A 26,642-nucleotide genomic window follows, 5' to 3' on the forward strand; every position below is an offset into this window, starting at 1 on the left:
CTCTGAATAGATTGGCGTCTTCCATTCTGCTAACTTTAGCCATTAGTTCTCACCTTGCAAAGGCAGCGACTCGTGTTTGCTGCCAAATTGAAATTTATTTTTGCCACGACGTTTCGCTTGATACATGGCTTGATCGGCGATGTGTAATAATTCATCCATGTTGTTAGCATGGTCGGGGAATAGCGCAATACCTAAACTTGCGCCAATCTCGTGGGATGTGGCTGCAACTTCGATGGGCTTAGATAATTTGTTGAGAACTTTGATTGCCATTAGCTCCGCTTCTTGAGGGGGCTCGGTGCAGAGTTCTAATCCTTGTAAAATCATGACAAATTCGTCACCACCAATGCGAGCGATAAAGTCGGTTTTTCTTAAGGTATGCCGCAATCTGTTGGCGGTTGCGGTTAATACTTGGTCGCCGCGGTGATGACCATAGTTATCATTAATGTCTTTAAATTTATTTAAATCGATGAAAATCAGCGCAACGCGACTCTGTTCAGCTTTGGCTTGGTTGATGGCTTTGGCTAACTTTTCTTCTAACTCAAGTCGATTCGGTAAACCAGTTAAGGTATCGATATGCGCCAACTTCATTAACTCATTTTCGGCATTCTTCTCTTCGGTGATATCACGTACCACCCCCATCATTTTTGCTACTTTGCCATTTTTATCGTTCACCACATTGCCCGTTTCACGGACCCAGTGAATACTGCTGTCGGGCCACACCACTCGATACTCTTCGTCGTGATTTTCGCCAGTTTCGATGCAGCGCTGTTCACCAGCTTTCACTCTTTCTCGGTCTTCGGGATGCACACTATTACAAAACAGTTGGTAACTAGGCTGTATTTCGCCGACTTTATACCCAAACATGGCATAAATTGCATCCGACCAATACAGTTGCTCGGTATTTACATCCCAGTCCCAAGTGCCGATACGGGCAAAGTATTGGCTACGTTTAAAACGTTCTACTTCTTCTGGTTGTGCTCGTCCCAATTGATCTGAGTGGAGTATATATAAGCGGTTACCGTCGGCTTGAATGATCAGTGTCAGTTCAAATTCTAAATGCTCATTTGTGGCTAACAAACCATAGCTTTGACGTGTTTGATTGGCTGCCAAGTGTTCAATGTTGGGAAGAATCGTGCTGATAGCCTGACCCATGGCCTTCGTCTTGATATTTAATAAATGAATGGATGGCTGATTCATATACAGGATCTGGCCCTGCTCACTGGTTAATATTAAACCTTCAGTTAGGCTGGCGAGAATACTTTCTTGACGCAGCTGTTGCTGTTTGAGTTTTCGGTAAGCACCGAAGCTAACAACAAGCAGCAAAGACATTAAACATAGAAATAAATAGGTCATAAACGCTTTATATTCCGTTAGTTAAGACTGCATTTATTGGAAGAGTTATGAACACATATTTTCAGTATGCTGCAGTATACCTGCTTTCTTCATTCTCGTTTTTACGGCTTGTGTGACACTTGCTAGTGAATTATTTGTCCCGTTATGCAAGCAATCTCTCCCTTGTTGAAATGATTGTGCTTATCGATGGACGTCATTTGTGAGCCTCGATTCAACAGCGTTCATGCTGTTGGAAATGACTGGTGAGTTTATCATGCATAAAGCTGCCTAATCGTTCGATGTTATTTACCGAAGGATAGTTGGGGCGCACCACAAAGGCGATTTCTCGATGGGGGCCTTTTTCATCGAGGCGCACCGAGGCCAGAGAAGGGCGATGTTGTACCAAGCTTTCTAAGGCCATTTGTGGCAACAAGGTGGTGCCCATTTTACTGACCACTAATTCGATCAGCGTATTTAGGCTAGTGCCACTGAGGCTATGGCCAGCATCTGATGAGATATTACAGGCCGACAGTACATGATCTTTTAAACAATGCCCTTCTTTGAGCAACATTAAATTAGATTGTTGCATTTCTTTGGCTCTGACCGTGGCTTGGGTGGTCATTTTATTGTCTTTATGAGCGATCCAATAAAAATCCTCTTGCCAGAATGGAAAGTGCAATAAGTTCTGACATGGATAGGGAAGCGCTAAAATCGCAGCATCGAGCTTACCGTTAGTGACTTCCGAGACCAATTGCTGAGACTGATCCTCTATTACGGTGAGTTCTAACTGTGGATAGGTTTCCAGCAACGAAGGCAATACTAAAGGGAGTAGATAAGGCGCAATGGTTGGGATCACGCCAATCGACATTGGCGTGCTTAGTGGGTTTTGAGTGGACTCGACTAGTTTGCCGATGTCGCCCATTTGCAATGAAATTGCTCGCGCTTTCTCTAGTAGTTGTTTTCCCAAGGGGGTGACCAGTACTTTTTTGTTGTCTCGCTCAAATACCTGAAAGCCAAGTTTACGTTCCATATCGGTGATGGCAGTGCTTAAGGCCGATTGAGAGACTGCGCAAGCATCGGCGGCATTCTTAAAATGCAAATGCTGTTCAATGGCTAGCGCGTAATGAATTTGCTTCAAGGAGATCATAGATATACCGCTCTCTATTTAAAATTTGAGTCACCAATACAGCGACCTTCAAGTGATTTGATGATTCACTATATTTTCAAATATTCAATATGCGTTCTAAAAAACAGAAGGTCAACTTCAATTTTTCCAACTGTAACCGAAGCTCGATCCGAGACATTATAGCTTCACTGCCAAGGCGGCAGACCAAATTAACTAATAACAACTCATTATGACTGGAGAAATTAAATGTCTGTAATTAACACTGAAATCAAACCTTTTAACGCAAGTGCTTTTAAACAAGGTGAATTCATCGAGGTAAGTGACGCGGATCTAAAAGGCAAATGGGCGGTCTTCTTCTTCTATCCAGCTGACTTTACCTTTGTTTGTCCAACTGAGCTAGGCGACGTGGCTGACTACTACGACGAATTTCAATCTCGTGGCGTAGAAATTTACTCGGTTTCAACTGATACCCACTTCACGCACAAAGCGTGGCACGATTCTTCAGAAACCATTGGTAAAATCCAATACACCATGATTGGTGACCCAAATGGCGCGATTACACGTAACTTTGAAGTCATGCGTGAAGCACAAGGCTTAGCTGACCGTGGTACCTTCATCGTTGACCCTGATGGCATCATCCAAGCGGTAGAAATCACTGCTGAAGGGATTGGCCGTAACGCTGAAGACTTACTGCGCAAAGTAAAAGCTGCCCAATATGTGGCTGCTCACCCAGGTGAAGTATGTCCAGCTAAATGGAAAGAAGGTGAAGCGACGCTTGCGCCATCTTTAGACCTAGTCGGCAAAATCTAATGAGTAATGATTCGCAGCCTTCGCGAATCAAGACGAGTCGGGGCCAGATGTTCGGCCCTGATAATTATTGAATTTGTTGCTTGAGCCAATAGGGCTTAACGACGCAAACATCAGGAGACTTATTGTGCTTACTCAACAAATCTTAGACGCTTTAAAACAATACACGGCATCCATGCAAAACAGCGTGAATCTTGTGATTCAAACTGGTCAGCATAGTAAACGACAAGAATTAGTGGACTATCTTACTGGGATCAGTGGTGTAAGCGAACAGCTTAGCATTGAACAGCGAGATACCCAGGGCGAGCTTCGCAGTCCACTTAGCTTTACCCTTGAAGCAGATGGAGAAGCCACTGGTATTCAATTTTCAGGTATTCCAGGCGGCCATGAATTTAATTCCTTGGTATTGGCTATTTTACATAGTTCTGGTACGGCGATTCGCTTAGATGAGCGTTTGAAGTCGACCATTGCCAACATCAGAGACAAATTACACTTTGAAGTTTTTGTTAGCCTAAGCTGTCATAACTGTCCTGAAGTGGTTCAGGCATTAAACCAATTTGCGCTGCTGAATCCGAACATTAGCAGTGAAATGATTGATGGTGGTTTATACCCCGATTTAATTAAGACTCGCGACATTCAAGGTGTGCCCTCGGTCTACCTAAATGGTGAATTATTTGCCAATGGTAAGGTGGATGCAGCCGAGCTAGTAGACAAGTTGTTAGCCTTATACCCAGAGGCAGCTAAAGGCAGCGCTGCTGAGGCGCTTCCTTTACAAGATGTCACGGTGATTGGCGGTGGCCCTGCGGGTGCTAGTGCCGCTATTTACAGTGCTCGCAAGGGCTTAAAGGTGACCTTAATAGCTGATCGTTTGGGCGGTCAGGTAAAAGATACGATGGGCATTGAAAACTTAATTTCGGTGTCTAAAACCACCGGCCCTGAGCTTGCAGGTGCCTTACAAGCACATATGAATGATTACGAGATCACCACCAAAGAACATATTCGAGTAACAGAGGTGATAGATCTAGGTGATCGTAAAAAGTTGCTATTGAGCACTGGTGAAGAAATTGAAACCAAAACGCTTATTTTAGCCACTGGTGCTCGCTGGCGTGAACTGGGCGTGCCGGGTGAGAAAGAAAACATCGGCAATGGCGTGGCCTACTGTCCTCACTGTGATGGCCCCTTCTTTAAGGGCAAAGATGTCGCAGTGGTTGGTGGCGGTAACTCCGGTATCGAAGCAGCACTCGATTTAGCCAATATCGTGAAATCGGTCACCGTGTTTGAATTTATGCCTGAACTGCGTGCAGACCAAGTGTTGGTAGATAAGGCAGAAGCTACCGCAAATATTCAAATTCGGCGTAATGTTGCCACCAAACAGGTGCTTGCAGAGAACGGTAAAGTTACCGCGCTTGAGTATCAAGAACGCGACGGTGGTGAAGTACAGCAGCAGCAGTTACAGGGCATTTTTGTGCAGATTGGACTGGTACCCAACAGTCAGTTTGTCAGCTCGGTGGTCGATACCACGGCGCGCGGTGAGATTATAATTGATGAAAAATGTCAAACTTCGGTCCCCGGGATCTATGCCTGCGGTGATGTGTCTACAGTGCCTTACAAGCAAATTGTAGTGGCTATGGGCGAAGGTGCTAAAGCTTCTTTAGCGGCCTTTGAATACTTACTCACTGCACCTAGTAGTGATGAAGAACAACAAAAACAAGTTGCATAAACACTCATTTCCCTGAGTCTTGGGCTGGCTTTGCCAGTCCTTTTTTTTGCCTGAGCAATGGGTAATAAGCAAATCTTTTGTTGAACATTGATTAGCAACTATTGGTGCTATGCAGTCGCGTAATTAAAAGAAACGCAATTGACCTTGGATGGAAAGCAACCCAATGATAAGCAGATAGATAAATAGCACCACCCAGTTATATGAACGAAAGTAAGAGTGCGGATCAGTTTGATAAATTAAGGTCGAACGATAAACAGTATACCCAGCCGCAATAGAACACCATGAAATGGCTAAATAATGCCCGGCTTCGATTGCTGTTGGCCATATTTCTAAAACTGAGTTTGCCAGGCAAATGACACCACCAAGCCATATCAGTCGCCCTAATATTTTCATTAAACTCTCCCTCCTTGCTTCGTCACACAACGAGCAACTAACTGATTATTAAACTTTTACTATGTATCAGTAGACTCGGACAATCAATAACAATGATTGACTACTGAATCATGCGAACACTTGTGTAAAGAAAGGATTCAACAAATGTGAAGAAACAATTGTTGATTAATCGGTGAAGCGTATAGAAAAAGGAGGGGAATCAGTGCTGGAGGAACAGCCAGCGAAGCGCCAAGGCCCTTCGCTGGTTTAAGTTTCGCGATGAATCGTCAAACTTAGCTGCCTAACAATAACTTGTCGTCGTCTAGCTCGGTATCATCGTTACGCGCCTTGGCAAACAGTTCTAGTAAGTCTTTTACTTCACTGTTAGCGCGGGTCTCGCCAGATAAATCAAACACAATTTTGCCTTCATGTAGCATGATGGTGCGCGAGCCATAATCCAATGCTTGACGCATCGAATGGGTCACCATCATCACCGTCAGTTGCTTTTCGGCAATAATTTGTGAAGATATATCCATGATCAAGGCCGCCGTTTTTGGATCGAGTGCCGCGGTATGTTCATCCAATAGCAGGATACTGCTGGGTTGCAAGGCCGACATCAGCAAACTTACCGATTGTCGTTGACCACCCGATAACAAACCCATTTCGGCATCTAAGCGATTTTCTAGACCTAGATTAAGACGACTCAACTGCTCGCGAAACAATTTGCGCAAGGATGAGTTGAGCGCTGTACTCAGCTTGCCACGACTGCCCCTCCCGTAAGCCAAAGCCATGTTTTCTTCAACCGTGAGCGTACCACAGGTGCCGGCCAAGGGATCTTGAAATACTCGGGCAATATCTTTGGTGCGTCCAGTGGCCGGTAGGGAAGTCACATTGCGTTCATCGAAAAATATCTTGCCCTTGTGGGAAGATACGTCTCCAGCAATGGCATTGAGCAAGGTTGACTTACCTGCACCGTTAGAGCCAATCACGGTTACAAATTGACTTTGAGGAATGGTTAAATCGATGCCCCTCAATGCCAGTTTTTCGGTGGGTAAACCGCGATTAAAGGTAACGTGTAAATTTTCACAAAGGATCATTGGCTGGCCTCCTTGGCGCGTTTGGCTTTCCACTCGTTACGTAACTGCGGAAAGATTAAGGCAAGTCCAACTAACACCGCGGTAATCAGGTTTAAGTCGGAGGCGGTGAAGCCAAGGAAATCAGCGTTTAAGGCCATCGATACCGCCACCCGATAAAGTAACGAGCCAACAATACAGCTCAATATAATCACTAACATTGAGCGGCTGGCAAACAAGGATTGACCAATAATCACTGCCGCTAAACCCACCACAATGGTACCAATGCCCATGGTGGAATCAGCAAAGCCGTTGGTTTGGGCGAATAGGCCGCCAGCTAAGCCAACTAAGCCATTGGATAATGCCAAGCCCACATAGACTTTTTCTTTCACCACTATCCCATTGGCTTGTGCCATGCGGGGATTAGCCCCGACTGCACGCATGGCTAGGCCATATTGGGTATTTAAAAACCAAGCGACAGCGATGCCAGCAAGTACCGCGCATACTGCGACAAAAATCACCTTGAGATACATGTTATCCAGGCCCAAACCTTCAAAAGGTGTGAGCACCGTTGGTTCCATAATCAAGGCGACATTTGGTTTGCCCATCACCCTCAGATTAATGGTGTATAGGGCGGTCATGGTAAGAATACTGGCCAGCAAGTGTAAAATGTTAAAACGCAAGTTGAGCCATGCCGTAACTAAACCGGCACAAGCTGCCGCAAGGGTTCCAATGAGTGTGGCGAGGTAGGCATTTACCCCCATCACAATCAGTGAAGCGGTGACTGCCGCACCTAAGGTAAAACTACCGTCTACGGTGAGATCGGGAAAGTCTAAAATGCGGAAAGTCAAATAAACACCGATGGCGACCAACCCAAAGATAAAGCCGATCTCAAGGGTGCCTAAAAATGCAAACATTGACATTATATGGCCTTATTATTTGAAGATCTTATTGGCGCGCTTAAGCACACTCGCCGGAACCTCAATCCCCATGCGTTGGGCGATTTTAGGGTTCACATAAAGATCGGTGCCTTCGGCCATTTTTACATCGATGTTGCCAGGTTTTTCGCCTTGCAAGATGCGTAATACAATTTCACCAGTTTGACGGCCTAAGTCGGTGTAGTTATAACCGACAGCTGCAACTGCACCTCGCTCTACCGAAGCTGTATCTGCGGCAAATACTGGGATTTTTGCGTCGATCCCTACTTTTACTACCGATTCAAAGGCGCTAATAATGGTGTTGTCGGTGGAGCAGTAGATGGCATCAGCTTTACCCACAAGTTGTTTGCTGGCGATCATCACGTCTGAAGATTTAGGTGCAGCCGATTCGATCACTTCGATACCCATGGCAGTAGCGGCTTCGGTCATCGCTTTTACAATTGCCACAGAGTTTGCTTCGCCTGGATTGAAAGGAATACCCAAACGTTTGATATTAGGCATAAATTCTTTGATTAGTTCGAGCTGTTGTTGAACGTTAACCATGTCGCTTAGGCCAGTCACATTGCCACCGGGTTTGATTAGGCTAGGGACAACTTTTGCACCAATTGGGTCGGTGACAACCGAAAATACCACCGGAATGTTTTGACTGGCACTCACTGCGGTTTGCGCTGAGGGGGTGGCGATGGCCACGATGACATCGGGTTGGTCGCCTACCATTTTACGAGCAATTTGCGAAGCAATTGCTGGTTGACCTTGGGCGCTTTCATAGGTGAATTTAAGTGCATCACCGCTGTAGCCATTTTCTGCCAAGTATTCTTTCACGCCATCGCGTACGGCGTCTAAGGCTGGGTGTTCAACAATGGCGGTGGTGGCAACATATACCTGTTTCGCTTGAAGGGGGATACAGATCATTGCAGCGGAAAGCAGCATGGTTTTAAGCGCAGCATGTAGCTTCATCAATTCGTCCTTTTTAATTGTATTTGCGTTGTATTTGCATAGCTCGCTAGTGTACTCCACCGTTTAAGCGCTGCAAACCGCTAGTCTCTTTAAACTGCCAGCTAGACCGTGATTAAGCACATTTTGTGGTGATTATTCATGTTTAGTTGCGCAAATGGTGACTGTTCGAGCTTAATAAAGGGTCTCATTTTTTAGATTAAGTTGTGGTTATTGCTATTATTGTTGGTTTTATCAACTGGGTGGTGGTTTCATTGCCTTAGTTTTATGCGACATTTTGTGGAATAAACCGTATAAAATTTATATCATTTAATGATTAAATTTGGGCTCATCATTGCCAATAGCTGTGGATTGTTAGCCCGCCAACTCGTGACCATAAGATAACCAAGCCTTGAATCGATATTTCTCCCTTTTTCGCCCTTTTGTATGGTGGCTGCTACTACTTGTTTCTAGCTCGGTGTTTGCCGATGGTAATCTCACCATTGAGTCATTTAGTAAGGCAAAGCGCTTATTACTTGAAAAGGTCTATGTTGAGCCTTCCGACAGGAAGACCCTGTATTGTGAAGCTCGGTTTGATAGTCAACGCAAATTGACGCTGGATCGAGGTTTCTCAAGTCCAAAATATAAAAATCGCTTGGCTAAATACGAAACTGAGCACGTGGTGCCAGCAGAAAATTTTGGCCGTAGTTTTGTGGCGTGGCGGGAAGGTCATCCTTTGTGTGTTAACTCAAAGGGCAAAGCCTATAAAGGGCGAAAATGTGCTGAAAAGGTTAATGCTGAGTACCGTTTGATGCAGGCTGATCTGTATAATTTGTTCCCAGCGATTGGTGCGGTGAATGCCAGTCGCTCTAATTATAACTTCACTCTACTTAGCAGTAATGCTTCCAGTTTTGGCTCTTGTGATATGCGGATCAAAAATCGCAAGGTTCAGCCTCCGGAGTCTGCGCGCGGACAAATTGCCAGAAGTTACTTATATATGGAAGCGAGTTACCCCAAATATAAGATGAGCGCGAGTCAACGACAGTTAATGCAAGCCTGGAATAAGCAATATCCAGTCAGTGCTTTTGAATGTAAACGCGCAGCAAGAATTCAACAAGTGCAGCACAATGTGAACCCGGTATTGCACAAGCTATGTGGTTGATTAACCAAGTGCATCACCATCAGAGTAATTCAGGCTAAAGGTTTTGCTCTGATTGCTTAAGAGTTGATGCTGACAGCAGCATGATAAGCGGATATTGATATAGCAAAGCAGTCGCATGGCTTAGTGGCAAAGCTCTGTTAATAAGCCGGGGTGTTGGTAGCTTAAGGCGTAGCCGAGCTTACCCAGATGTTTTTTCTTGCCTTTACAAAGTAATTGCTTAAAGCGTTTAGAGCTCTGTTTGTTCCAAGCTTTTTTTTGTCCCAGTTGTTGGGCGCTGTAGTGGCTTTGGGCGATGACTTTATCGGGTGCATAGGCCAGCATCTGTCTTGCAACTTGTTCTATTTTAGCGAGATAGTAGTCGCTATCGCTTAAACGAGCGGGGTCAATGGAGATGTCTTCTGCCAGCGTTTGCCCCCAATGAAATTCTAGAAAATTAATTGGAGTTGCCTGTGTTTTATCCCAGCCTATGCCATTGGCAAAATAGACTAGGGAGCGAAAAGCTTGGTTGGCTAAAAATTGCCGACCCACATGTTTTGGCATGTCTTGATAATCTATTGCTGCGCCCTTAACACTAAACTGCCAACTATTGTTACTATTAGCGAGATCTTGCCAAAATTGCGCCATTGGAGTTTCGGTTTGGATGCTTGGCTTTGACCAATTCTCTTGAATTTTTACCAGTACCGGCATGTTTGCACCTCCTCTGCGCATATCCATAAAAGTGCTAAAGGTATGGTGACCATCGGTCAGGTAAAGTTGGCCGTCGGGTGCGACGATGGCTGTTTTTACATCACTGGAGCGGCTGACTAATGCTTGTGAGCAGCTGAAGCTAGCTGGCTGCAAAGGGGAAGACTGTGCATTCCATTTTACTTTGTTGCTGCTTGCCCCATAAGACTCACAAATTTCTTGATACATCTTTTGTGGTTCGGCTTGGTAGCGCCCCAATTTGTAATTCACTTGGTCATGGCCAATTAGCGCCTGAGTGGGACGTAAATCCCCAAGCTTAATCCAGCGAAATTGGCCTTTTTCAAAGTCGAATGGTTTGGTTTGTAGATCGGTTTTAAGCGAAGCTAAATAGGGATCACTCTCGCTTATTTTTGCTTGGCAAGCGGTGCTTAATAAGGCCGCAAACAAAGCAATGGCAAGCCCCCATGGGGCGTGTGATTTTGGTGAAATCAATACCATGGTGTAATCTCCATTCCTTTTAAGCCAAGTAAGTTACCGATTTTTAGTGAGGCAAGTATTCTAAGCTCTGTTGATATTCTAATGATGTGTTATTAATCTGATTTTTTAATTGGGCGGGGCCTACCATTGCTGTCGATGGCGACATAATTGAAGGTAGCATGGCAAACTTGGAAGCGTTCACCAACATCATCTTCTTTCACTTGGCGGATCCAGACTTCAAGATCGATAGACATTGAGGTTCGGCCTATTTTACTGCACTCACCATAACAGCACACCACATCGCCCACTTTCACCGGTTTTTCAAAGGTGATACTGGAAACCGACACGGTGACTATCCGGCCATTGGAAATTTCTTTGGCTAAAATACCACCCGCTAAATCCAATTGAGACATGATCCAGCCGCCGAAAATATCGCCATTGGCATTGGTATCTGCAGGCATGGCCAAGGTTCGGAGTAATAATTGCCCTTTTGGAGCACTAACTTTCTGATTCATGTTCTAATCGCCACAATAACAAATAAGTAATTAAGCAAACTGCTGGTCTGCTGTTGAAAAATACTATTATATCAAAAATATAAGCAAACTCACGGAGTGCATAAGTAGAAGATTTAGAGGCTGCAGCATGAACTAAATTGACTTAAATAAGGCTGTATACGGCTCTAAAAGTATATGTTTTCACAACTTACTCTGGTCTTTTTCAAACTTATTCTACAATCGCCTCCATGTCATGGCTATTTTAAGTATTACTTATAATGGTTGATGTTCTTGCTGTTGCTTGTTCTATGATTGGATTAATCAAAAGTAGAAGACTCTGATTGGCAATCCCTTCACAGCTGTCTAGACTATCAATAGGTGGCTTGGCTTGCTTGAACGCAAAATATAAGTCTACGGATCGTCGGGGGAAATATGTTTTTTAATAAGCGACTGTTGAAAGAAAACCGGAAGTTAACTGAAGAACTCCAGATGCTTAAACAAGCGCGTGCTGGTCTTGAAGAAGGAATGTTGAGAATATCACTGGATGAAAAGGGGCGTGTGACTTCGGTGAATAAAAGGTTTGAACAAGAACTTGGCTTGAGGCAAGGGGATCTTATTAATAAGCACATTACCGACCTGGTGCCAGATCAAGCGAAAAACACTGAACATTACAAGCGAATGAAGCAAGCAATTGAGCAAGCGGTGCATTGGGATGGCGCGCTGCAAGTGAACAAGGGCAATGCTGAAGAGGCTTGGCTGCGAGCTATTTTAGAACCGATTAAAAATAGTAGTAACAAGCTAACTCATTATAGCTTATTTGCTTCAGCCTTAACTCGAACTATTCAAATGTCGCGCGAACAAGAAGACATGCTGAATGCCTTAAATCGTTCCGCTGCGGTCATCGAATTTTCTATTGATGGTGTGATATTAAAGGCAAATGATAATTTTCTAAGCGCAATGGGATATACCAACGCACAAATAGTGGGTAAACATCATCGTATTTTTTGTAGCTCTGAAGAATCAAATTCTCTAGAGTACCAATCGTTTTGGAGAGGCTTGGCGAGTGGCCAATTTGTATCGCAGCGCTTTAAGCGGCTTGATAGCCAGGGGCAAACCGTGTGGTTAGAGGCCTCGTATAATCCAATCCACAACGATAGGGGAGAACTTTATAAGGTTGTAAAGTTCGCCACTGTGATTACTGATCAAGTGATTCAAGAACAATCAGCAGCCGAAGCGGCTCAATTAGCCAATGAAGTGTCAGAGAAAACTGGACATCAAACATCTCAAGGACAACAGGTGATTAAGGCTACCAATCAGAGGATGCAGGAGCTTGCAGAGTACATGAGTGAAGCGAACACCGGTATTGCCGCCTTAAATGATCATTCTCAAAAAATTAGTGAATTGGTGAACAGTATCAGTGGTATCGCCGATCAAACAAACTTACTGGCACTGAATGCGGCGATTGAAGCCGCGCGCGCTGGAGAGCAGGGGCGTGGGTTTGCTGTTGTTGCAGATGAAGTTCGCCAACTAGCATCGAGAACGAATACCACGACCGAAGAAATTGTGATGATGGTTTCAGAAAATCTCAAACGAACTGGCGACGCGGTTAATTTGATTTCTCAATGTGAATTGAAGGCTAGCGAAGCACTAGAGTTATCGACTGAAGCTGGACAGATGATGGAAGATATTCAAAGTGGCGCGCAACAAGTGGTAGATGTAGTGAGTCAGTTTAACCAGAGACTCTAGGGCGTGGTTTTTGAATAGGGCCATAGCGAGAATTCTCACTCATTGGCTAGGGACTTGTTTCAACAAACAACAAGCTAACATTGATTGTTTATAGAGCTCTGACAGCGTGGTAACTGACCTTATGCTGCTCTAGAAATGTCAGCGACTTTTGCTGATTTATCGAGCAAATAATGCTTTTAAATCAAACTTTATTGGCGACAAGATTAATAGTGTTTAATTTATGTTTTTGTCATTTACCCATTAAAGGGCTAAATAGTGAGTGAACAAGCGGAGATTTTTCTGAGTACGAAAAGTCGTCAGGTAAAATTGAATGACGTTGCACATGAAGCCGAGTTCAATGCCTTTTTAAGTGATAACGCGCTGCAAGCTGGCAGTATTCTTCATGCAAGTTCACCTTACATTGTTCGCTCAAGCGGGAGTAGCGCACCTAGCGATTTAATGCAGCAATGCCGCCAGCTGCAAACTGTCCCTTCTTGTCACCGTCGCTCGTTAGCCAATGTAAATGCTCAGCTAGGCAGCGACATAACACTTGGGGTGGCCGAGTTATTTGACCTGCTGATTACTCCTGCAGCCAGCAAGCTGAATCAATGGCTGGATGAAGAAAAGGTTAATTTTGCGAGTGCAGGTGTAGGGTTACTAGAGAATCGAGGCGCGGCTTTAGAGAACAGCTTGAAAGTTTACGAAACAAGTTAAATGGCGGTGAGAGCCGGGCACCAAGCTTAGTTACCTAAAATACAGATGATGAAATTAGAGTCTAGTGCTCGTACAGCATGGAAGTCTCTTAATGAAGTCTTTAGCACTGAACTAACTAAAGCTACAGTAGTTATGGTCTGCTGGTGCTGCTTTGCTCTTATCTATAGCTACATGGTTGATATGGAATTAGAGCGCTTATTCACTTGTTGGCAGAACGGATCTTAGTCACAATAAACTTGCTGATTCCCCTTTCATACTTTAGAGGTCGTTATGAAAATCAAACCCGAAGTCGATCTGCATTTACATACCATCGCCAGCACCCATGCTTATAGTACCCTGCACGACTATGTTCATTATGCCAAACAGAATGGCATTAAGATGTTTGCGGTAAGCGACCACGGGCCAGACATGACCGATGCCCCTCATGAGTGGCACTTTATCAATTGCGCCTTGTTTCCTCGGGTCGATCAGGGCATTGGCATTCTTCGCGGCATTGAAGCCAATATCAAATCGCCAGCGGGAGAAATTGATTGTAATGAGCGCATGCGGGCTCAATTGGACATCATTTTATGTGGTTTTCATCAGGAAGTGTTTCAACCGAAGTCCATTTATATCAACACCGAAGCCATGCTTAATACCATCAAAAATGGGCTGGTGAATGTCATCACCCACCCGGGCAACCCCAGCTTTCCTATCGATGCTGAAGCCATTGTCAAAGCGGCGGCGGAATATAACGTAGCCTTGGAAATTAATAACAGTTCGTTTATTCATTCTCGTAAGGGCAGCGAAGCCAATTGTGAACGGATCATTCAACTGGCTAAAAAACACGATGCGCCTTTAAGTATTGGTTCAGATGCGCACATCGCCTACGACATAGGCCGCTTCGATAAAGCCTTGGGGCTACTAGAGGCGAACGCCTTTCCTGCCGAGCGGATCATTAATCGCAGCATGTTGTCGCTACTGGATCATTTAGCCGATAAGGGAAAAGCGCTTCATCAAGAATTTGCCGACTTACTAAGCTAAGTGAGGATCCGCATTTGTATGAAAACACTTTGCAGTGCGATATACGCCGATGAAGCCTAACGGGCACCGTTTAGACCTGATTTATAAGCTAAACGGGGGCGTCCAATACAAAAAACCTTGCTTAAGCGAAGTAGTTTTTACCGTGGATGCCCATACTAGCTGCTCTAAGCAAGTCATTGCTAAAATAGTTTTCCCGATTGCTATTGACTTATTTGTTATTTAATTTTACCGTGTTCCTTCATTTCTGTTTTGACAGTAAAAGGAACAAACTGTGAGTGAACAAGCGGAGATTTATCTTAGTACTCGGAGCCGTCAGTTAAAGCCTGCTGATTTTGCGAGTGAAGCAGAGTTTAATACATTCTTAAATGATAATTCTTTGCAATCTGGTGGCTTTCTGCATGCAGGAACGCCTTATGTTGTTCGCTCAAGCGGAAGCAGCACTCCTACCAATTCAATGCAGCAATGCAGACAACTGCAAACTATCCCTTCTTGTCACCGTCGCTCGTTAGCCAATGTAAATGCTCAACTAGGTAGCGACATAACACTTGGATTAGCCGAGCTGTTTGACCAGCAGATTGCGCCTGCGGCCAGTAGACTCAATCAATGGGTGAATAAAGAAAAGGTTAATTTTGCGAGTGCAGGTGTAGGGTTACTAGAGAATCGAGGCGCGGCTTTAGAGAACAGCTTGAAAGTTTACGAAAGAAGTTTAATGGCGGTGAGAGCCGGGCACCAAGCTAAGTTACCTAAAATACAGATGATGAAATTAGAGTCTAGTGCTCGCACAGCATGGAAGTCTCTTAATGAAGTCTTTAGCACTGAACTAACTAAAGCTACATCGGTGGTTAAAGCGCGTAAAGGAACTGTGCTTAATAATGCTACTCGTGGAATTAATAAAGCTAAAAGTGCACGTACGGATGCGCCAATTAGAGTGACAAACGTTAAAGAGCTACAAAGCCTAAAACGGATGTCATTGGGGCTAAAAGGAGCTGGTCGTCTTCTTCTCGGTTACGATATATATAGACGAGGTAAAATCGTGCAGGCGGATTTTGAACAAGGTAAAGATTGGCAGAAAACTGCGGTAGTTCAAACTGCAGGCTTGTCTATAAGCTTTATTGCTGGAGCTTTAACAGCAAAGGCTGTGGCTGCTGCAGCTATCACTATCGGCTTAACTGCTACGCCTGTAGGGTGGGTAATTGCAATTGGTATTGGCATTGGAGCGACTTATTTGGCGGCTGTAGCCGGAGATGATTTTGGAAAAAATTTAGCCAAAGACGTTTATGAGCGAAATGGAACCTTTAACCGTATTCCAAGGTCATTGTAATGGAACATACCGCTTTAACTTTTGCAGATTGGGCTCAACTGTTCGGGGGGCTTTGCTGGGTATCAACAATGATAGCTTGGCTGGCTTTTTCTAGAAAGTGCATGGTGAGGCTTGAGCGGGAGTTTAAAACGCAAGGCATAAGTAGGGTAGATTGGGATGGACCTGGTTTTAGGGTGCTTAGCTACGCAACAGTTATTCTGTTCAAAACAGAAAGGATGAATGACTCTAATTATCAGTTTGTTCCTGTTAGAGAAACTAGAAGGTTAGCAACAAGGCTAGATTGGTACTTGGCTTTATGGTTATGGTCTTCTGGTATTGGTTTGCTTCTATCTATAGCTACATGGTCTATATGGAGTTAGAGTCACTAATTTTTATAGATATGCTTAAGTTTTTTTCATGATTGCTTTTGTGTCGTCAATGGTTGCTTGGTTGTCGAGTATTCTTTCCAGAACTTCTACAAAAATAGTCAGTGAGCAGTTGAATTAAGAATAACGATTGTTGCTGTGGCAGGCGATGATTTAGGCAAATTTAGCCAAAGACGCCCATGAGCATAATGGTATATATAGCCGTATTCCAAGGACTTTATGATGGAGCATGCCCCTTCAATCTACGCAGATTGGATACAGTTATTTTTTCTGATGCTTGGAGTATCAGCAATGATAGCTTGGCTATTAAGTGCAAAGCTCACCATGCGACGAATAGAACCTGAATTGATAAAGCAGGGCTTCAGTTGTGGAAGCTGGGATGGACCTGGTTTTCGGGTATTGAGTTATGCAACGATTATTTTGTTTCAAACAAAATTGCTTAATGACAGTAATTATCCTTTCGTTCCAGTGAGTGCTACCCGTAAGCTAGCGACGAAAAAAGACTGGTACATATCACTGTGGCTTTGGTGCTCATTAGTAGGAATGGTAATCCTAGTGTTCCTTTATTGAAACTTGTTGTTATGACTAAAAGGTTAATTTTGCGAGTGCAGGAGTTGGGTTACTAGAGAATCGAGGCGCGGCTTTAGAGAACAGCTTAAAAGCTTACGAAAGAAGTTTAATGGCGGTGAGAGCCGTGCACCAAGCTAAGTTACCTAAAATACAGATGATGAAATTAGAGTCTAGTGCTCGCACAGCATGGAAGTCTCTTAATGAAGTTTTTAGCACTGAACTAACTAAAGCTACATCGGTTGTTAAAGCGCGTAAAGGAACGGTGCTTAATAATGCTACTCGTGGAATTAATAAAGCTAAAAGTGCACGTACGGATGCGCCAATTAGAGTGACAAACGTTAAAGAGCTACAAAGCCTAAAGCGGATGTCATTGGGGCTAAAAGGAGCTGGTCATCTTCTTCTCGGTTACGATATATATAGACGAGGTAAAATCGTGCAGGCGGATTTTGAACAAGGTAAAGATTGGCAGAAAACTGCGGTAGTGCAAACAGCGGGTTTATCGATGGGATTTTTAGCAGGAGCTGCCGCTGCCAAAGCTGTGACTGCTGCAGCTATCGGCCTAACTGCTACGCCTGTGGGGTGGGTTATTGCCATCTGTATAGGTATTGGAGCGACATATTTAGCGGCACTTCAGGGTGACAAGTGGGCGCAATATGGAGTCTCAAAACTTTATGATAGGGAAGGCGTGTTTAATTATGTGCCGAGGTCGCTTTAATGATAGCTGTATCTGATTGGCTACTTTTAGCTTTTTTTATTTTTGCTATTTCGATGATGATAGCGTGGTTAGTTTTCTCAAATATGACTATGAAAAGGATAGAACGAGAATTTAATCAATTAGGTATTGAAAGGGTTGACTGGGATGGGCTTGGATTCCGCGTGCTGAGTTATGCCACGATTATTTTATTTAAAACAGAAAGAATGAATGATCAAAACTATCAATTTGTCCCAGTAAGCGCTACACGTAAATTAGCCGCAAAAAGAGATTGGTACTTGGCTTTATGGCTTTGGGGATCTGCAATAGCAATGTTAGGTATATTACTAGTTTTATCCATCTTTTTCTCTGAGTTAGTGGCTGACATATAGCACTTTGTTATAGCTGATGATGTACTTATTGGGTGTTTCTTCATTTATTGGCTGTGGTGTATTTATGCTTTCAGTTATGTTGGCATGGTTGTGCTTTGCGCGAATAAGTATGCCTAGGACAGCGAGTTAAAGTAGACATCCATGATAAAAAACACAAACGTAGCCAAAGAAGACACCCATTCCAACAGTCAAAGAGGACACCCATTCCAACTAACTAAATACTGATAGCAGTCTAAACAGGAGTCAGTATATGGGACATAAACGAACGACCAGTTTAAGTTGCGAACGCAAATAACCATCAATAACCATGACACCCATCCGAACAAGCGAAACTTCATTAATAACTTCAATTATCAATAGTGATTTATTTGGGGGAACTATCGTTATACCTCAGTCAAGAAGCTCACAAGTGAGCTGATCGGATACACCTTACTATCATTGTGTTCGACGGCTTTTTTGTGTGGCAAAGGCCTGCAAATGGGCCAAAGCTATGAGCATCGTCGGCAGTGTTTTTATCATGGATGTCTACTTAAAGAAGTACATTAATAAACTTGCTGGATCTAACTTGACCCAGCGGGGGTGACCATATAAGTTCAAATACCTCGTGACTACTGATTAAAATAATTATATACATAATACTCAATAGTAATTGATGGGTTAATAATGAATCCTTTTATAAAAAAATTGCAGCATAGAGCATCCCATAATGACAACGTGGTGCTAGTCGACATTGCTAGCGCTAAGCAAATTCTAGCATCAGAGCTACTACAATCAGCCTATGATGTAGCGGGAAAACTATTGTCTTTAGGCGCCAAAAGAGGCGATTTCATCGTTGTAACTATGTCTGCATCATATGAATATTACAGCCTTCTGTATGGCTGTTTTATTTCAGGAATTATCCCCAGTTTAATCGATCCCAAGCAAAGCAAAAAAAATTTAGTTACTTGTATCGATGAGTTAAAACCAGTGCTGTGGATTAGCAACCAAGACATCCCCGAATTTAAAACAACCACTATGAATGAGCTATATAAGGCACCAGCAAGCCCCGTTTTTAACGATAAACCAGCCTTAGATTCGGCTTGCATGTTGCTATACACAACAGGAACAACCGGTATACCTAAAGGAGTACCGTGGACACTAGAGCAACTAGAATCCCAAGCAATGGAACTCAAACACTTTCATAAGCAAGTCAACTGCGAGTTCGTGTTATTCCCGTATTTAGCGTTGGCTTGTATTTATAATGACAAGAAAGCCATCATTCCAAATACAAGGACCACTCAGCCAAACTTGATGTCTATAGAAAGCATATTCTTTCAAATGAAAACATATGGGAGTGACTATATATTTGCCTCACCTGCATTTTGGATTAGGCTTACACAATACTGTCAAAGAACACAGCATCAGCTTGACTTCATCAAGATAATTTCAACAGCAGGCGCATCTTTAAACTTAGTCATGCTACAGAGGCTTTCAGATACCATGACCTGCGGCGAGATCTACATCCCCTATGCGAGCACAGAAGCCTTACTTCCTGTCACTCAAATAGAATTCAAAGACTTTAAAGCCTTATCTTTAGAAAAAACCTTATATAACAAAGGAATACCTTTGGGTAAACCATGCCAAGGCATAAATGTTGCTGTAATCGAAAGTAACAACGATTCAGCATATCCCAAGCGCCTAAACAGCAATACAATAGGCGAGCTAATCGTTTCAGGCCAACGAATAACCAAAAAATATTTCAGAAGAAAAGATATAACGCAGTCATCAAAAGTAAACTTAGAAAATAGCACCGAAATTTGGCATAAAATGGGAGATTTAGGGTATATAGATGACACGGGTATGGTTTGGCTCATGAGCAGAAAAAAATATTCCTTTGAATCAATACACGGCCTATTTTGTCCAGACGCCATAGAACAATGCCTGAATATCCATGGCAATTGTCTATCTAGTGCGGTGGTTTATCATAAAGAGCGAGATATAGTCAGCCTCATCATTCCTCAACAAGAACATCAGCAAGTTAAACAAGAGTCTCTTAAGCTAAAGCTTAAAGAAATCGGATACCCCAATAGTCAGATACTATTTTACCCTTCACTATTACCTAGCGACTCTCGCCATAACAGTAAAGTTAACCGAGAGGCTTTAGAACAGTGGATCGAAGATAACGAGCTATACGAAAAATATAAGGATTTAGCATGAAGCCACTAAGCTTTCCTGCTCAACTGGACTATTACTTAAGCGCTGTTTCATGCCGAGACTCTTTAGTTAATTCACTTAAGGACATTATTAGGCCATACAAACATGGCAATATCTTAGATTGTTCTGTGGGTACAGGCTTTGGGATCATCGACTTAATAGATTCAGGATACAAAATAACATGCTCTGATGCTTGTGAAAACATGATATCCCGCTTCAATAAAAATGCTCAAACAACGAGTGTAAAGACATCTCCCTTAAAAATAAAATGGCAAGAATTAGGGGATAAGCTACCAGAGCTATTCGAACTGATTTTATGCAGAGGCAACTCCATCGTCTATTCAGATATGTGGGACAAAGATAACCAAAGCGCCAACGTAAAAGAAATGAAAGATTCTATCAAAGGCATTTTCAAGTCCATTAAAAGTGGGGGGTGCTTGTATATTGACATACCTTCAGATAAATACCTTAACTATGAACACCCAATAAGCATTAGTCATGATGAAACCGAAGTGAACTGCCTTCCGGTTAATGTAAGGGAGACCATCATCCATGATAAAAGCACCAAAAAAAGAAAATGGGAGGTAGAAATGACTATTGCAGGTGATATCTATAGCTTTACTCGATACTCGCATTTGATAGCAGAAGAGGAATTTAAGCAAATGCTAGTGGAAGCCGGTTTTAAAAGAATAGCTAGAATTGATGCCAGTAAATACAGAGAGCATTATTGTGAGTTTATTGCCTATAAATAAGGCTAATGGTTTTTAGCGATCCAAGAAGAAACCCGATTCAACGATTCAAGAACGATTTAAGAAGACACCCACCCCAACTAACGAAACGCTTATAATAGTCTAAACTATCAATAGTTATTTGTTTGGGGAGTTATCATCATGCCTCGGCCAAGACGCTCGCAGGTGAGCTTATCGGATACACCCTACTATCATTGTGTTTCTCGCTGTGTTCGACGGGCGTTTCTGTGTGGCGAAGACCAACAAACCGGCAAAAGCTATGAGCACCGCCGCCAGTGGGTCGAGGATTATCTACTCAAATTAGCGTCGGTGTTCGCGATTGATGTTTGGAACGATTTAAGAAGACACCCACCCCAACTAACGAAACGCTTATAATAGTCTAAACTATCAATAGTTATTTGTTTGGGGAGTTATCATCATGCCTCGGCCAAGACGCTCGCAGGTGAGCTTATCGGATACACCCTACTATCATTGTGTTTCGCGTTGTGTTCGGCGGGCGTTTCTGTGTGGCGAAGACCAACAAACCGGCAAAAGCTATGAGCACCGCCGCCAGTGGGTCGAGGATTATTTACTCAAATTAGCGTCAGTGTTCGCCATTGATGTTTGTGCTTATGCTGTCATGAGTAACCACTCGCATGTTGTATTGCATATCGATAGGGCTCAAGCAGAAGCTTGGTCAATGGATGAAGTCTTAAAACGCTGGCATAGCTTGCATCAGGGCACCTTACTGACTCAGATGTATCTCAACCTTGAGTTACGACCGCAGTTAGATGAAGTGCAACTGCAGGCCATTCGCGCCACCGCCGAAGTGTACCGGACTCGCCTGTATGATTTAAGCTGGTTTATGCGCCATTTAAACGAACACATTGCGCGAGCCGCCAATCAAGAAGACCAATGTACCGGTCGATTTTGGGAAGGGCGCTTTAAATCCCAAGCGCTTTTGGATGAAGCCGCCCTCATAGCGTGTATGGCTTACGTAGACCTAAACCCCATCAGAGCCAAGATGGCGAGTACACCAGAGGGCTCCGCTCATACCAGCGTACAGCGACGAGCAAAAGCCGCTCAGCTAAAACAAGCCCAGGCAACAAACCTGTTTCCCTTTGTGGGTAACCCAAGAGAGCCGATGCCCCAAGGCTTACCCTTTGAGCTAAAAGACTATCTTGAGTTAGTCGATATGACCGGACGCATGGTAAGAGAAGATAAACGAGGTGACATCGACAGTGGAGAAAGTTCCATCATCCAACGCTTAGGGATAAATGAAGCGCAGTGGCTGACTTTAAGCGGTGAGTTTGAACGGCACTTTTCTGGCGCTGTTGGTCAAGAGCGCTTGCTTAGAGAATATCATCAGCATATGGGGCATCAACGAACGGCCGGTTTAAGTTGCTGCAAACGTTTGCTAAATCGCGCTTAAGCGCGAGCTTGCTTTCGAACTATGTCTGAACCATCAGCTTTGCTGAGGCGTGTATTGTTTCAAAAATCAACGAAATGAGCCATTTTTGCAAACTTACCCGTTAATTGGCATGAGAACAGCCAGAGGACTAAATGATTGCAGTGGTGTTCACTTCACTAACGTTGTTACTGTCTTTGTGTTTTTATCATGGATGTCTACTTTAACTATTCTCAATCATCAGCTTTGCTGAGGCGTGTATGGTTTCAAAAATCAACGAAATGAGCCATTTTTGCAAACTTACCCGTTAATTGGCATGAGAACAGCCAGAGGACTAAATGATTGCAGTGGTGTTCACTTCACTAACGTTGTTACTGTCTTTGTGTTTTTATCATGGATGTCTACTTTAACTCTTGGTTAAGCTATTTTGAAGTTGTCATTAATAGGTTACTCGTTAGGCGAGTAGTAAGTCATTAGCGCTTTTTCGATATCGATACCAATAGTCACCCCGCCAATCGGATTATCATTTGCTGCGGAGCTTATGGTCAGACTAACTTGTACCAGAAAGTTGCGTGTGGAGGCATCATAGTTAATATCATCGATAAACATAGCACCGTTACCCTGTAAGTAGGTTTGGCTGTATTTGGCTTCATCTCCTTGCCAATAGTCGGACGTTGGTTGGCTTTGCCCTACATTCACTCCTCGCGCGTCAAACACGATTATCTCTAAGTAAAGCCCTGCCGAGTTAGCGGCGATCTCTTCGAGGTAGTCGGATAACTCACTATTGATTATTGAGTCAACTTTAGCTTGTAACCTTGTTGGTATCTTTTGCAGGCCGCTATTTAAGTCAGCGAGGTTGGCGTCTGTTAATGAAGATGTGCGCTGATTACTTTGCTCAACAGCACGGATCACCTGCGGGTTGTTGACCCATTCACTGATTTTCTCTGTGGCAATTCGCTCCATCAGGACTCGCTCAGTATTGGACAGGGTGGGCAGTGAGCTGACGCACCTCGGCAACGCCTGATTAAACGCGTCGAGAAAGTCTGGGTGATTGGCTAAGTAGGCTTTAGAAAAGTAGAAACCCAACGGACTATATTTTTCGAATTGCGAGTTAATTTCCTTTCCTAGTGTTTGCTTTTGCACGTTCTCAAAGGTTTGCTTATCCATCAAAATGCTATTAACCCGACCTTTGATCAGTAGTTTGACCAGCTGGTCTAGGGTATTCACTCGTTGCACTTTAATCGTCGGATAGGCAGCTTGCAGCCACAGATCGACAGTGGCGCCACGCACAATGCCAACCTTATCCTTCACAAGCTCTGGAGACGTATAGAACCAGTACCATTTCTCTAAGGCAGCCGGGGAGGACAATGCAGCAAAGTCATTGGCTTGAGGGAAAGGGAGGGAACTGAAAAAACCATCTGCTTCACCCGCTCTAACCCGGGAGTAAACCCGTTTCCAGGGCGCTGTTTGAACCGCATAGGGCCAATCGAGTGTTTCCATCAAACACGCTAAAATTTCAACCGAACTGCCTGCCAGTTGGTTGTTTTGTATTTCTTGATAGGGAGGCGATATATTGGTGTACAGGCGCAATGTAGCAGGATTGCTGTTTGCATGCAGACTACCGAAAAGCAGCCACGCCATTAGCGTGAATTTCACCATGATGTTGAGGTGCCCTCGGTTGTAAGTGATTGCGCTTAATCGGAGGCGTTTCAGTATGTTCATCGTTTTGCTTAGTCAGTGTTGATTATACTAAAGCATAGTGCATGCGAGGACTCGGCAGGGGGGAAATAGCATTCCCATGACCACGACAGAACCACAGTATGGTTACAATCTAGTCTGCGTTCATCTTGGCCGCAGATTTCTATTGTCGAGGGGCACATAGTGTTCCAAATTGTTATCTAAGGATAGATCCGTTGGGTCATCAAAATCTCCGTAGTATGCTTTGTGGGCAATGCCATTTTCAAAACCGCTATGCCTAAAAATGTCACGCATATACGTGGTTGCCTGCGTTACATTTGTTCGAAGCAGGAGAGCAAATTTAGTGATCCAGAAGTTACAGCGCTTACCGCTAAGCTTGAGGAATTGAAGCTTAAAAGAGGTTTCCAAACGTCACTTAAGCACAAAGCTAATGTTCGTGAATTAGTTGCTGAAAAAGCCGTCAGAGGCAATCAGGCGAGACTTGTCCAAAATGTGGGGCACAGTTGGTCGAGTGATTGGCAAAGCGTGATAAGAATGCTGATAACAGTCTAAACTATCAATATTTGTGTTTTTTATCATGGATGTCCATTTTACCGTTGATGCCACTTTCAAAACCGCTATGCCTAAAAACGTTACGCATATACGTGGTTGCCTGCGTTACATTCGTTCGAAGTAGGAGAGCAAATTTAGTGAGCCAGAAGTTACAGCGCTCACCGCTAAGCTTGAGGTATTGAAGCTGAAAAGAGGTTTTCAAACATCACTTAAGCACAAAGCTAATGTTCGTGAATTAGTTGCTGAAAAAGCTGTCAGAGACAATCTGGTGAGCTTTGCCCTAAACGTGGGGCACAGTTGGTCGAGTGATTGGCAAAGCGTGATAAGAATGCTGATAACAGTCTAAACTAACAATGTTTGTGTTTTTTATCATGGATGTCCACTTTAACTCTCCCAATGAGTCTGAACGACTGTATTGGGAAAACTATAAACGGTGGCCAATTTTAGTTGACCACTAGATCAATCGACTCTCAATTTATCGGGCGACCTGAAATTGCTGATGTTGTAAGTATGAATGCACTTTCAAATTACTTGTGCTGCGAATTGAAAATTAATTATAAACGAGGTGCTTTGCTGGTTCCGCAAAGCACCTATCAATAAGATGTCTAGAACTTAGTTTGTTAAATGGTTAGCAAGAGCTTGTGCAGCTTGCGTCAATGAGTCTTGAACTTCGGGGGTAGTTGATAGCGCGTTTAACATACCAAAGTCGTGAATCATACCGTTGTAGCGAACGGAAGTGACATTAACACCAGCTTGCTGAAGCTTGATGCCATAAGCTTCACCTTCATCTCGTAGTACATCTTTTTCTGCGGTCTGAATCAATGTATCCGGCAAACCGGAAAGTTGCTCAAGAGATGCACGTAAAGGTGATGCGTAAATCTCATTTCGCTCAACCGGACTCGTTGTGTAGTTATCCCAAAACCACTTCATCATTCCACGCGTTAAGAAATGACCATTGCTGAATTGATCATAGGAAGAAGTTTGAAACGAGGCGTTCGTGACTGGCCATAGTAACAATTGGAATCGGAGTTTAGGCGTTCCGGCTTCTTTGGCTTTCAGAGCAACAACTGCCGCCATATTCCCGCCAACACTGTTGCCCGCTACAGCCAAACGACTACCATCAATGTTGATTTGATCACCATGTTCCGCCACCCACTTCGTTGCCTCGTAAGCTTGGTTGATTGCTACTGGGTACTTCGCTTCAGGCGACGGTGTGTAATCAACATATACTGCAGCTGTACCAGAGCGAACCACTAGATCTCGAATCAGTCTCTCGTGTGTAGGAAAGTCACCGAGCACCCATCCACCTCCATGGAAAAACATGAAAGCAGGAAGTTTGCCTTCCGCTTCTAAGGGTCTGACCACTTTAATAGCTATTTTTTGACCATCAACGTTAATGGTATAACTTTTAACTGACGCAGGTGCCAAAGCCGCTCCTTTTTGCGCACCGGTCAATACTGCTCTGGCTTCTGTTGGTGTCATCGTTTCAATTGGCTGGCCTCCTTCCAAAGCTTGTAAGAAGCTTTGAGTATGAGGTTCAACTCCGTATGAACCTGAATGAGCAAAAGCCCCGAAACTACTCGCACACAATGCCATTACCAAAATAGATTTTGTCAATTTCATTTTCCTTTACCTTTTAGTCTAAATGCCTTTTCAACAATGAATTCTAATTTGCAACAATTAGTTCAACTTGGATGTTTCCACGAGTCGCATTTGAATATGGGCATACTTGATGCGCTTTTTCGACCAGTGCCAATGCGGTTTCATACTCTAATCCAGGTAGAGAAATATGAAGTTCTACAGCAATTGCAAAACCGATACCTTGTGGATTTTCGCCTATACCGACTTTCGCAGTCACGGTAGGCTCATTCAGTAATCGGATCTTGTCTTGCATCGCAACAAACTTCATCGCGCCGATAAAGCAAGCCGAATAGCCGGCGGCGAAGAGTTGTTCTGGATTGGTACCGTCGCCTCCAAGTCCACCAAGTTCTTGGGGCGTACTAAGTTTTACGAGCAGTTTGCCATCTTCCGATTTGGATTGTCCGTCACGACCACCAGTCGAAGTTGCTTGTGTGGTATAAATTGATTTCATTTAAATTGCCCTCAATTGATTATTGCGATAACTATTTGCGTTAAAGAGAACC

At 43.7% G+C, this 26,642-nt stretch carries 25 protein-coding genes and 1 pseudogene; 15 read left to right on the forward strand and 11 right to left on the reverse strand.

What is annotated here, in order from left to right; translation table 11 throughout:
• Nucleotides 1–42: 42 nt before the first annotated feature.
• Together ACRRS0_RS03730 and ACRRS0_RS03735 are read right to left on the reverse strand one after the other, a co-directional pair.
• Complete coding sequence (locus tag ACRRS0_RS03730) at nt 43–1,353, reverse strand: diguanylate cyclase domain-containing protein (RefSeq protein ID WP_432454560.1); 1,311 nt, start codon at nt 1,351–1,353, stop codon at nt 43–45.
• A gap of 211 nt (nt 1,354–1,564) precedes the next feature.
• The gene (locus ACRRS0_RS03735) at nt 1,565–2,479 is read right to left on the reverse strand and encodes a hydrogen peroxide-inducible genes activator (protein ID WP_432454559.1); all 915 of its coding nucleotides are present in this window, start codon (nt 2,477–2,479) and stop codon (nt 1,565–1,567) included.
• A gap of 225 nt (nt 2,480–2,704) precedes the next feature.
• Between ACRRS0_RS03735 and ahpC the strand changes: the two genes are divergently transcribed.
• A complete protein-coding gene (gene ahpC, locus ACRRS0_RS03740; RefSeq protein ID WP_432454558.1) occupies nt 2,705–3,268 on the forward strand; it encodes an alkyl hydroperoxide reductase subunit C in 564 nt (187 codons plus the stop codon).
• A 124-nt stretch (nt 3,269–3,392) separates the two neighbouring features.
• Complete coding sequence (ahpF, locus tag ACRRS0_RS03745; protein WP_432454557.1) at nt 3,393–4,985, forward strand: alkyl hydroperoxide reductase subunit F; 1,593 nt, start codon at nt 3,393–3,395, stop codon at nt 4,983–4,985.
• 123 nt (nt 4,986–5,108) lie between these two features.
• Here ahpF and ACRRS0_RS03750 read toward each other — a convergent pair whose 3' ends face one another.
• The 4 genes from ACRRS0_RS03750 to ACRRS0_RS03765 all read right to left on the reverse strand — a co-directional run bounded on the left by ACRRS0_RS03750 (nt 5,109) and on the right by ACRRS0_RS03765 (nt 8,325).
• A complete protein-coding gene (locus tag ACRRS0_RS03750; RefSeq protein WP_432454556.1) occupies nt 5,109–5,378 on the reverse strand; it encodes a hypothetical protein in 270 nt (89 codons plus the stop codon).
• A 272-nt stretch (nt 5,379–5,650) separates the two neighbouring features.
• Nucleotides 5,651–6,454, reverse strand: coding sequence for an ABC transporter ATP-binding protein (locus tag ACRRS0_RS03755; RefSeq protein ID WP_432454555.1), 804 nt, complete (start codon nt 6,452–6,454; stop codon nt 5,651–5,653).
• Nucleotides 6,451–7,353, reverse strand: a complete 903-nt coding sequence (locus ACRRS0_RS03760; protein WP_432454554.1) for an ABC transporter permease — start codon at nt 7,351–7,353, stop codon at nt 6,451–6,453. The genes ACRRS0_RS03755 and ACRRS0_RS03760 overlap by 4 nt, the downstream gene beginning before the upstream one ends.
• A gap of 12 nt (nt 7,354–7,365) precedes the next feature.
• Nucleotides 7,366–8,325 (reverse strand): ABC transporter substrate-binding protein, encoded by a 960-nt coding sequence (locus tag ACRRS0_RS03765; protein ID WP_432454553.1) that lies wholly within the window; start codon nt 8,323–8,325, stop codon nt 7,366–7,368.
• A gap of 388 nt (nt 8,326–8,713) precedes the next feature.
• Between ACRRS0_RS03765 and ACRRS0_RS03770 the strand changes: the two genes are divergently transcribed.
• A complete protein-coding gene (locus ACRRS0_RS03770) occupies nt 8,714–9,463 on the forward strand; it encodes an endonuclease (protein ID WP_432454552.1) in 750 nt (249 codons plus the stop codon).
• 120 nt (nt 9,464–9,583) lie between these two features.
• Here the strand turns inward: ACRRS0_RS03770 and ACRRS0_RS03775 are convergent, their stop codons facing one another.
• A complete protein-coding gene (locus tag ACRRS0_RS03775; RefSeq protein ID WP_432454551.1) occupies nt 9,584–10,645 on the reverse strand; it encodes a ParB/Srx family N-terminal domain-containing protein in 1,062 nt (353 codons plus the stop codon).
• A 92-nt stretch (nt 10,646–10,737) separates the two neighbouring features.
• Nucleotides 10,738–11,139, reverse strand: coding sequence for an acyl-CoA thioester hydrolase YciA (gene yciA, locus ACRRS0_RS03780; protein WP_432454550.1), 402 nt, complete (start codon nt 11,137–11,139; stop codon nt 10,738–10,740).
• A gap of 411 nt (nt 11,140–11,550) precedes the next feature.
• On the opposite strand from yciA, the gene ACRRS0_RS03785 reads away from it, so the two are divergent.
• From ACRRS0_RS03785 to ACRRS0_RS03835, 11 genes and pseudogenes are all read left to right on the forward strand, one after another.
• Entirely contained in the window at nt 11,551–12,864 is a 1,314-nt protein-coding gene (locus ACRRS0_RS03785; RefSeq protein WP_439022893.1) for a methyl-accepting chemotaxis protein, read from the forward strand.
• 255 nt (nt 12,865–13,119) lie between these two features.
• Nucleotides 13,120–13,557 carry a hypothetical protein gene (locus tag ACRRS0_RS03790; protein WP_432454549.1) on the forward strand — a complete coding sequence of 146 codons (438 nt, stop codon included), beginning with the start codon at nt 13,120–13,122 and terminating at the stop codon, nt 13,555–13,557.
• Between the two features lie 276 nt (nt 13,558–13,833).
• Nucleotides 13,834–14,580, forward strand: a complete 747-nt coding sequence (locus ACRRS0_RS03795) for a phosphatase (RefSeq protein ID WP_432456102.1) — start codon at nt 13,834–13,836, stop codon at nt 14,578–14,580.
• A gap of 271 nt (nt 14,581–14,851) precedes the next feature.
• Nucleotides 14,852–15,901: a hypothetical protein gene (locus tag ACRRS0_RS03800; RefSeq protein ID WP_432454548.1), complete on the forward strand. Its 1,050-nt coding sequence runs from the start codon at nt 14,852–14,854 to the stop codon at nt 15,899–15,901.
• The gene (locus ACRRS0_RS03805) at nt 15,901–16,260 is read left to right on the forward strand and encodes a hypothetical protein (protein WP_432454547.1); all 360 of its coding nucleotides are present in this window, start codon (nt 15,901–15,903) and stop codon (nt 16,258–16,260) included. The genes ACRRS0_RS03800 and ACRRS0_RS03805 overlap by 1 nt, the downstream gene beginning before the upstream one ends.
• Nucleotides 16,261–16,945: 685 nt before the next feature.
• Entirely contained in the window at nt 16,946–17,551 is a 606-nt protein-coding gene (locus ACRRS0_RS03810; protein WP_432454546.1) for a hypothetical protein, read from the forward strand.
• Nucleotides 17,551–17,919 carry a hypothetical protein gene (locus ACRRS0_RS03815; RefSeq protein WP_432454545.1) on the forward strand — a complete coding sequence of 123 codons (369 nt, stop codon included), beginning with the start codon at nt 17,551–17,553 and terminating at the stop codon, nt 17,917–17,919. Before ACRRS0_RS03810 ends, ACRRS0_RS03815 begins: the two co-directional genes overlap by 1 nt.
• Before the next feature lie 663 nt (nt 17,920–18,582).
• On the forward strand, nt 18,583–20,115 hold the full coding sequence (locus tag ACRRS0_RS03820; protein ID WP_432454544.1) for an AMP-binding protein: 1,533 nt from the start codon (nt 18,583–18,585) through the stop codon (nt 20,113–20,115).
• The gene (locus tag ACRRS0_RS03825; protein ID WP_432454543.1) at nt 20,112–20,864 is read left to right on the forward strand and encodes a hypothetical protein; all 753 of its coding nucleotides are present in this window, start codon (nt 20,112–20,114) and stop codon (nt 20,862–20,864) included. Before ACRRS0_RS03820 ends, ACRRS0_RS03825 begins: the two co-directional genes overlap by 4 nt.
• A gap of 138 nt (nt 20,865–21,002) precedes the next feature.
• Nucleotides 21,003–21,188 (forward strand): annotated as a pseudogene (locus tag ACRRS0_RS03830) (transposase); the annotation flags it as partial.
• Between the two features lie 91 nt (nt 21,189–21,279).
• Nucleotides 21,280–22,272 (forward strand): transposase, encoded by a 993-nt coding sequence (locus tag ACRRS0_RS03835; protein ID WP_432454542.1) that lies wholly within the window; start codon nt 21,280–21,282, stop codon nt 22,270–22,272.
• 423 nt (nt 22,273–22,695) lie between these two features.
• Here ACRRS0_RS03835 and ACRRS0_RS03840 read toward each other — a convergent pair whose 3' ends face one another.
• Nucleotides 22,696–23,970, reverse strand: a complete 1,275-nt coding sequence (locus ACRRS0_RS03840; RefSeq protein WP_432454541.1) for a substrate-binding periplasmic protein — start codon at nt 23,968–23,970, stop codon at nt 22,696–22,698.
• A gap of 222 nt (nt 23,971–24,192) precedes the next feature.
• Here ACRRS0_RS03840 and ACRRS0_RS03845 point away from each other — a divergent pair, with 222 nt between their 5' ends.
• Nucleotides 24,193–24,498, forward strand: a complete 306-nt coding sequence (locus ACRRS0_RS03845) for a hypothetical protein (protein ID WP_432454540.1) — start codon at nt 24,193–24,195, stop codon at nt 24,496–24,498.
• A gap of 612 nt (nt 24,499–25,110) precedes the next feature.
• Here ACRRS0_RS03845 and ACRRS0_RS03850 read toward each other — a convergent pair.
• Together ACRRS0_RS03850 and ACRRS0_RS03855 are read right to left on the reverse strand one after the other, a co-directional pair.
• Entirely contained in the window at nt 25,111–26,121 is a 1,011-nt protein-coding gene (locus ACRRS0_RS03850; protein WP_432454539.1) for an alpha/beta hydrolase, read from the reverse strand.
• Nucleotides 26,122–26,164: 43 nt separating this feature from the next.
• Nucleotides 26,165–26,590, reverse strand: a complete 426-nt coding sequence (locus ACRRS0_RS03855) for an organic hydroperoxide resistance protein (protein ID WP_432454538.1) — start codon at nt 26,588–26,590, stop codon at nt 26,165–26,167.
• Between the last annotated feature and the right edge of the window lie 52 nt (nt 26,591–26,642).

It is taken from the genome of Agarivorans sp. QJM3NY_29 (assembly GCF_050870835.2).
Lineage (GTDB): Bacteria > Pseudomonadota > Gammaproteobacteria > Enterobacterales > Celerinatantimonadaceae > Agarivorans.

Coding starts and splice junctions, on each gene's coding strand:
- ACRRS0_RS03730 (WP_432454560.1), bottom strand. CDS start 1,353: ATGACCTATTTATTTCTATGTTTAATGTCTTTGCTGCTTGTTGTTAGC.
- ACRRS0_RS03735 (WP_432454559.1), bottom strand. CDS start 2,479: ATGATCTCCTTGAAGCAAATTCATTACGCGCTAGCCATTGAACAGCAT.
- ahpC (WP_432454558.1), top strand. CDS start 2,705: ATGTCTGTAATTAACACTGAAATCAAACCTTTTAACGCAAGTGCTTTT.
- ACRRS0_RS03750 (WP_432454556.1), bottom strand. CDS start 5,378: ATGAAAATATTAGGGCGACTGATATGGCTTGGTGGTGTCATTTGCCTG.
- ACRRS0_RS03755 (WP_432454555.1), bottom strand. CDS start 6,454: ATGATCCTTTGTGAAAATTTACACGTTACCTTTAATCGCGGTTTACCC.
- ACRRS0_RS03760 (WP_432454554.1), bottom strand. CDS start 7,353: ATGTCAATGTTTGCATTTTTAGGCACCCTTGAGATCGGCTTTATCTTT.
- ACRRS0_RS03765 (WP_432454553.1), bottom strand. CDS start 8,325: ATGAAGCTACATGCTGCGCTTAAAACCATGCTGCTTTCCGCTGCAATG.
- ACRRS0_RS03775 (WP_432454551.1), bottom strand. CDS start 10,645: ATGGTATTGATTTCACCAAAATCACACGCCCCATGGGGGCTTGCCATT.
- yciA (WP_432454550.1), bottom strand. CDS start 11,139: ATGAATCAGAAAGTTAGTGCTCCAAAAGGGCAATTATTACTCCGAACC.
- ACRRS0_RS03785 (WP_439022893.1), top strand. CDS start 11,551: ATGTTTTTTAATAAGCGACTGTTGAAAGAAAACCGGAAGTTAACTGAA.
- ACRRS0_RS03805 (WP_432454547.1), top strand. CDS start 15,901: ATGGAACATACCGCTTTAACTTTTGCAGATTGGGCTCAACTGTTCGGG.
- ACRRS0_RS03810 (WP_432454546.1), top strand. CDS start 16,946: ATGGCGGTGAGAGCCGTGCACCAAGCTAAGTTACCTAAAATACAGATG.
- ACRRS0_RS03815 (WP_432454545.1), top strand. CDS start 17,551: ATGATAGCTGTATCTGATTGGCTACTTTTAGCTTTTTTTATTTTTGCT.
- ACRRS0_RS03820 (WP_432454544.1), top strand. CDS start 18,583: ATGAATCCTTTTATAAAAAAATTGCAGCATAGAGCATCCCATAATGAC.
- ACRRS0_RS03825 (WP_432454543.1), top strand. CDS start 20,112: ATGAAGCCACTAAGCTTTCCTGCTCAACTGGACTATTACTTAAGCGCT.
- ACRRS0_RS03835 (WP_432454542.1), top strand. CDS start 21,280: ATGCCTCGGCCAAGACGCTCGCAGGTGAGCTTATCGGATACACCCTAC.
- ACRRS0_RS03840 (WP_432454541.1), bottom strand. CDS start 23,970: ATGAACATACTGAAACGCCTCCGATTAAGCGCAATCACTTACAACCGA.
- ACRRS0_RS03850 (WP_432454539.1), bottom strand. CDS start 26,121: ATGAAATTGACAAAATCTATTTTGGTAATGGCATTGTGTGCGAGTAGT.
- ACRRS0_RS03855 (WP_432454538.1), bottom strand. CDS start 26,590: ATGAAATCAATTTATACCACACAAGCAACTTCGACTGGTGGTCGTGAC.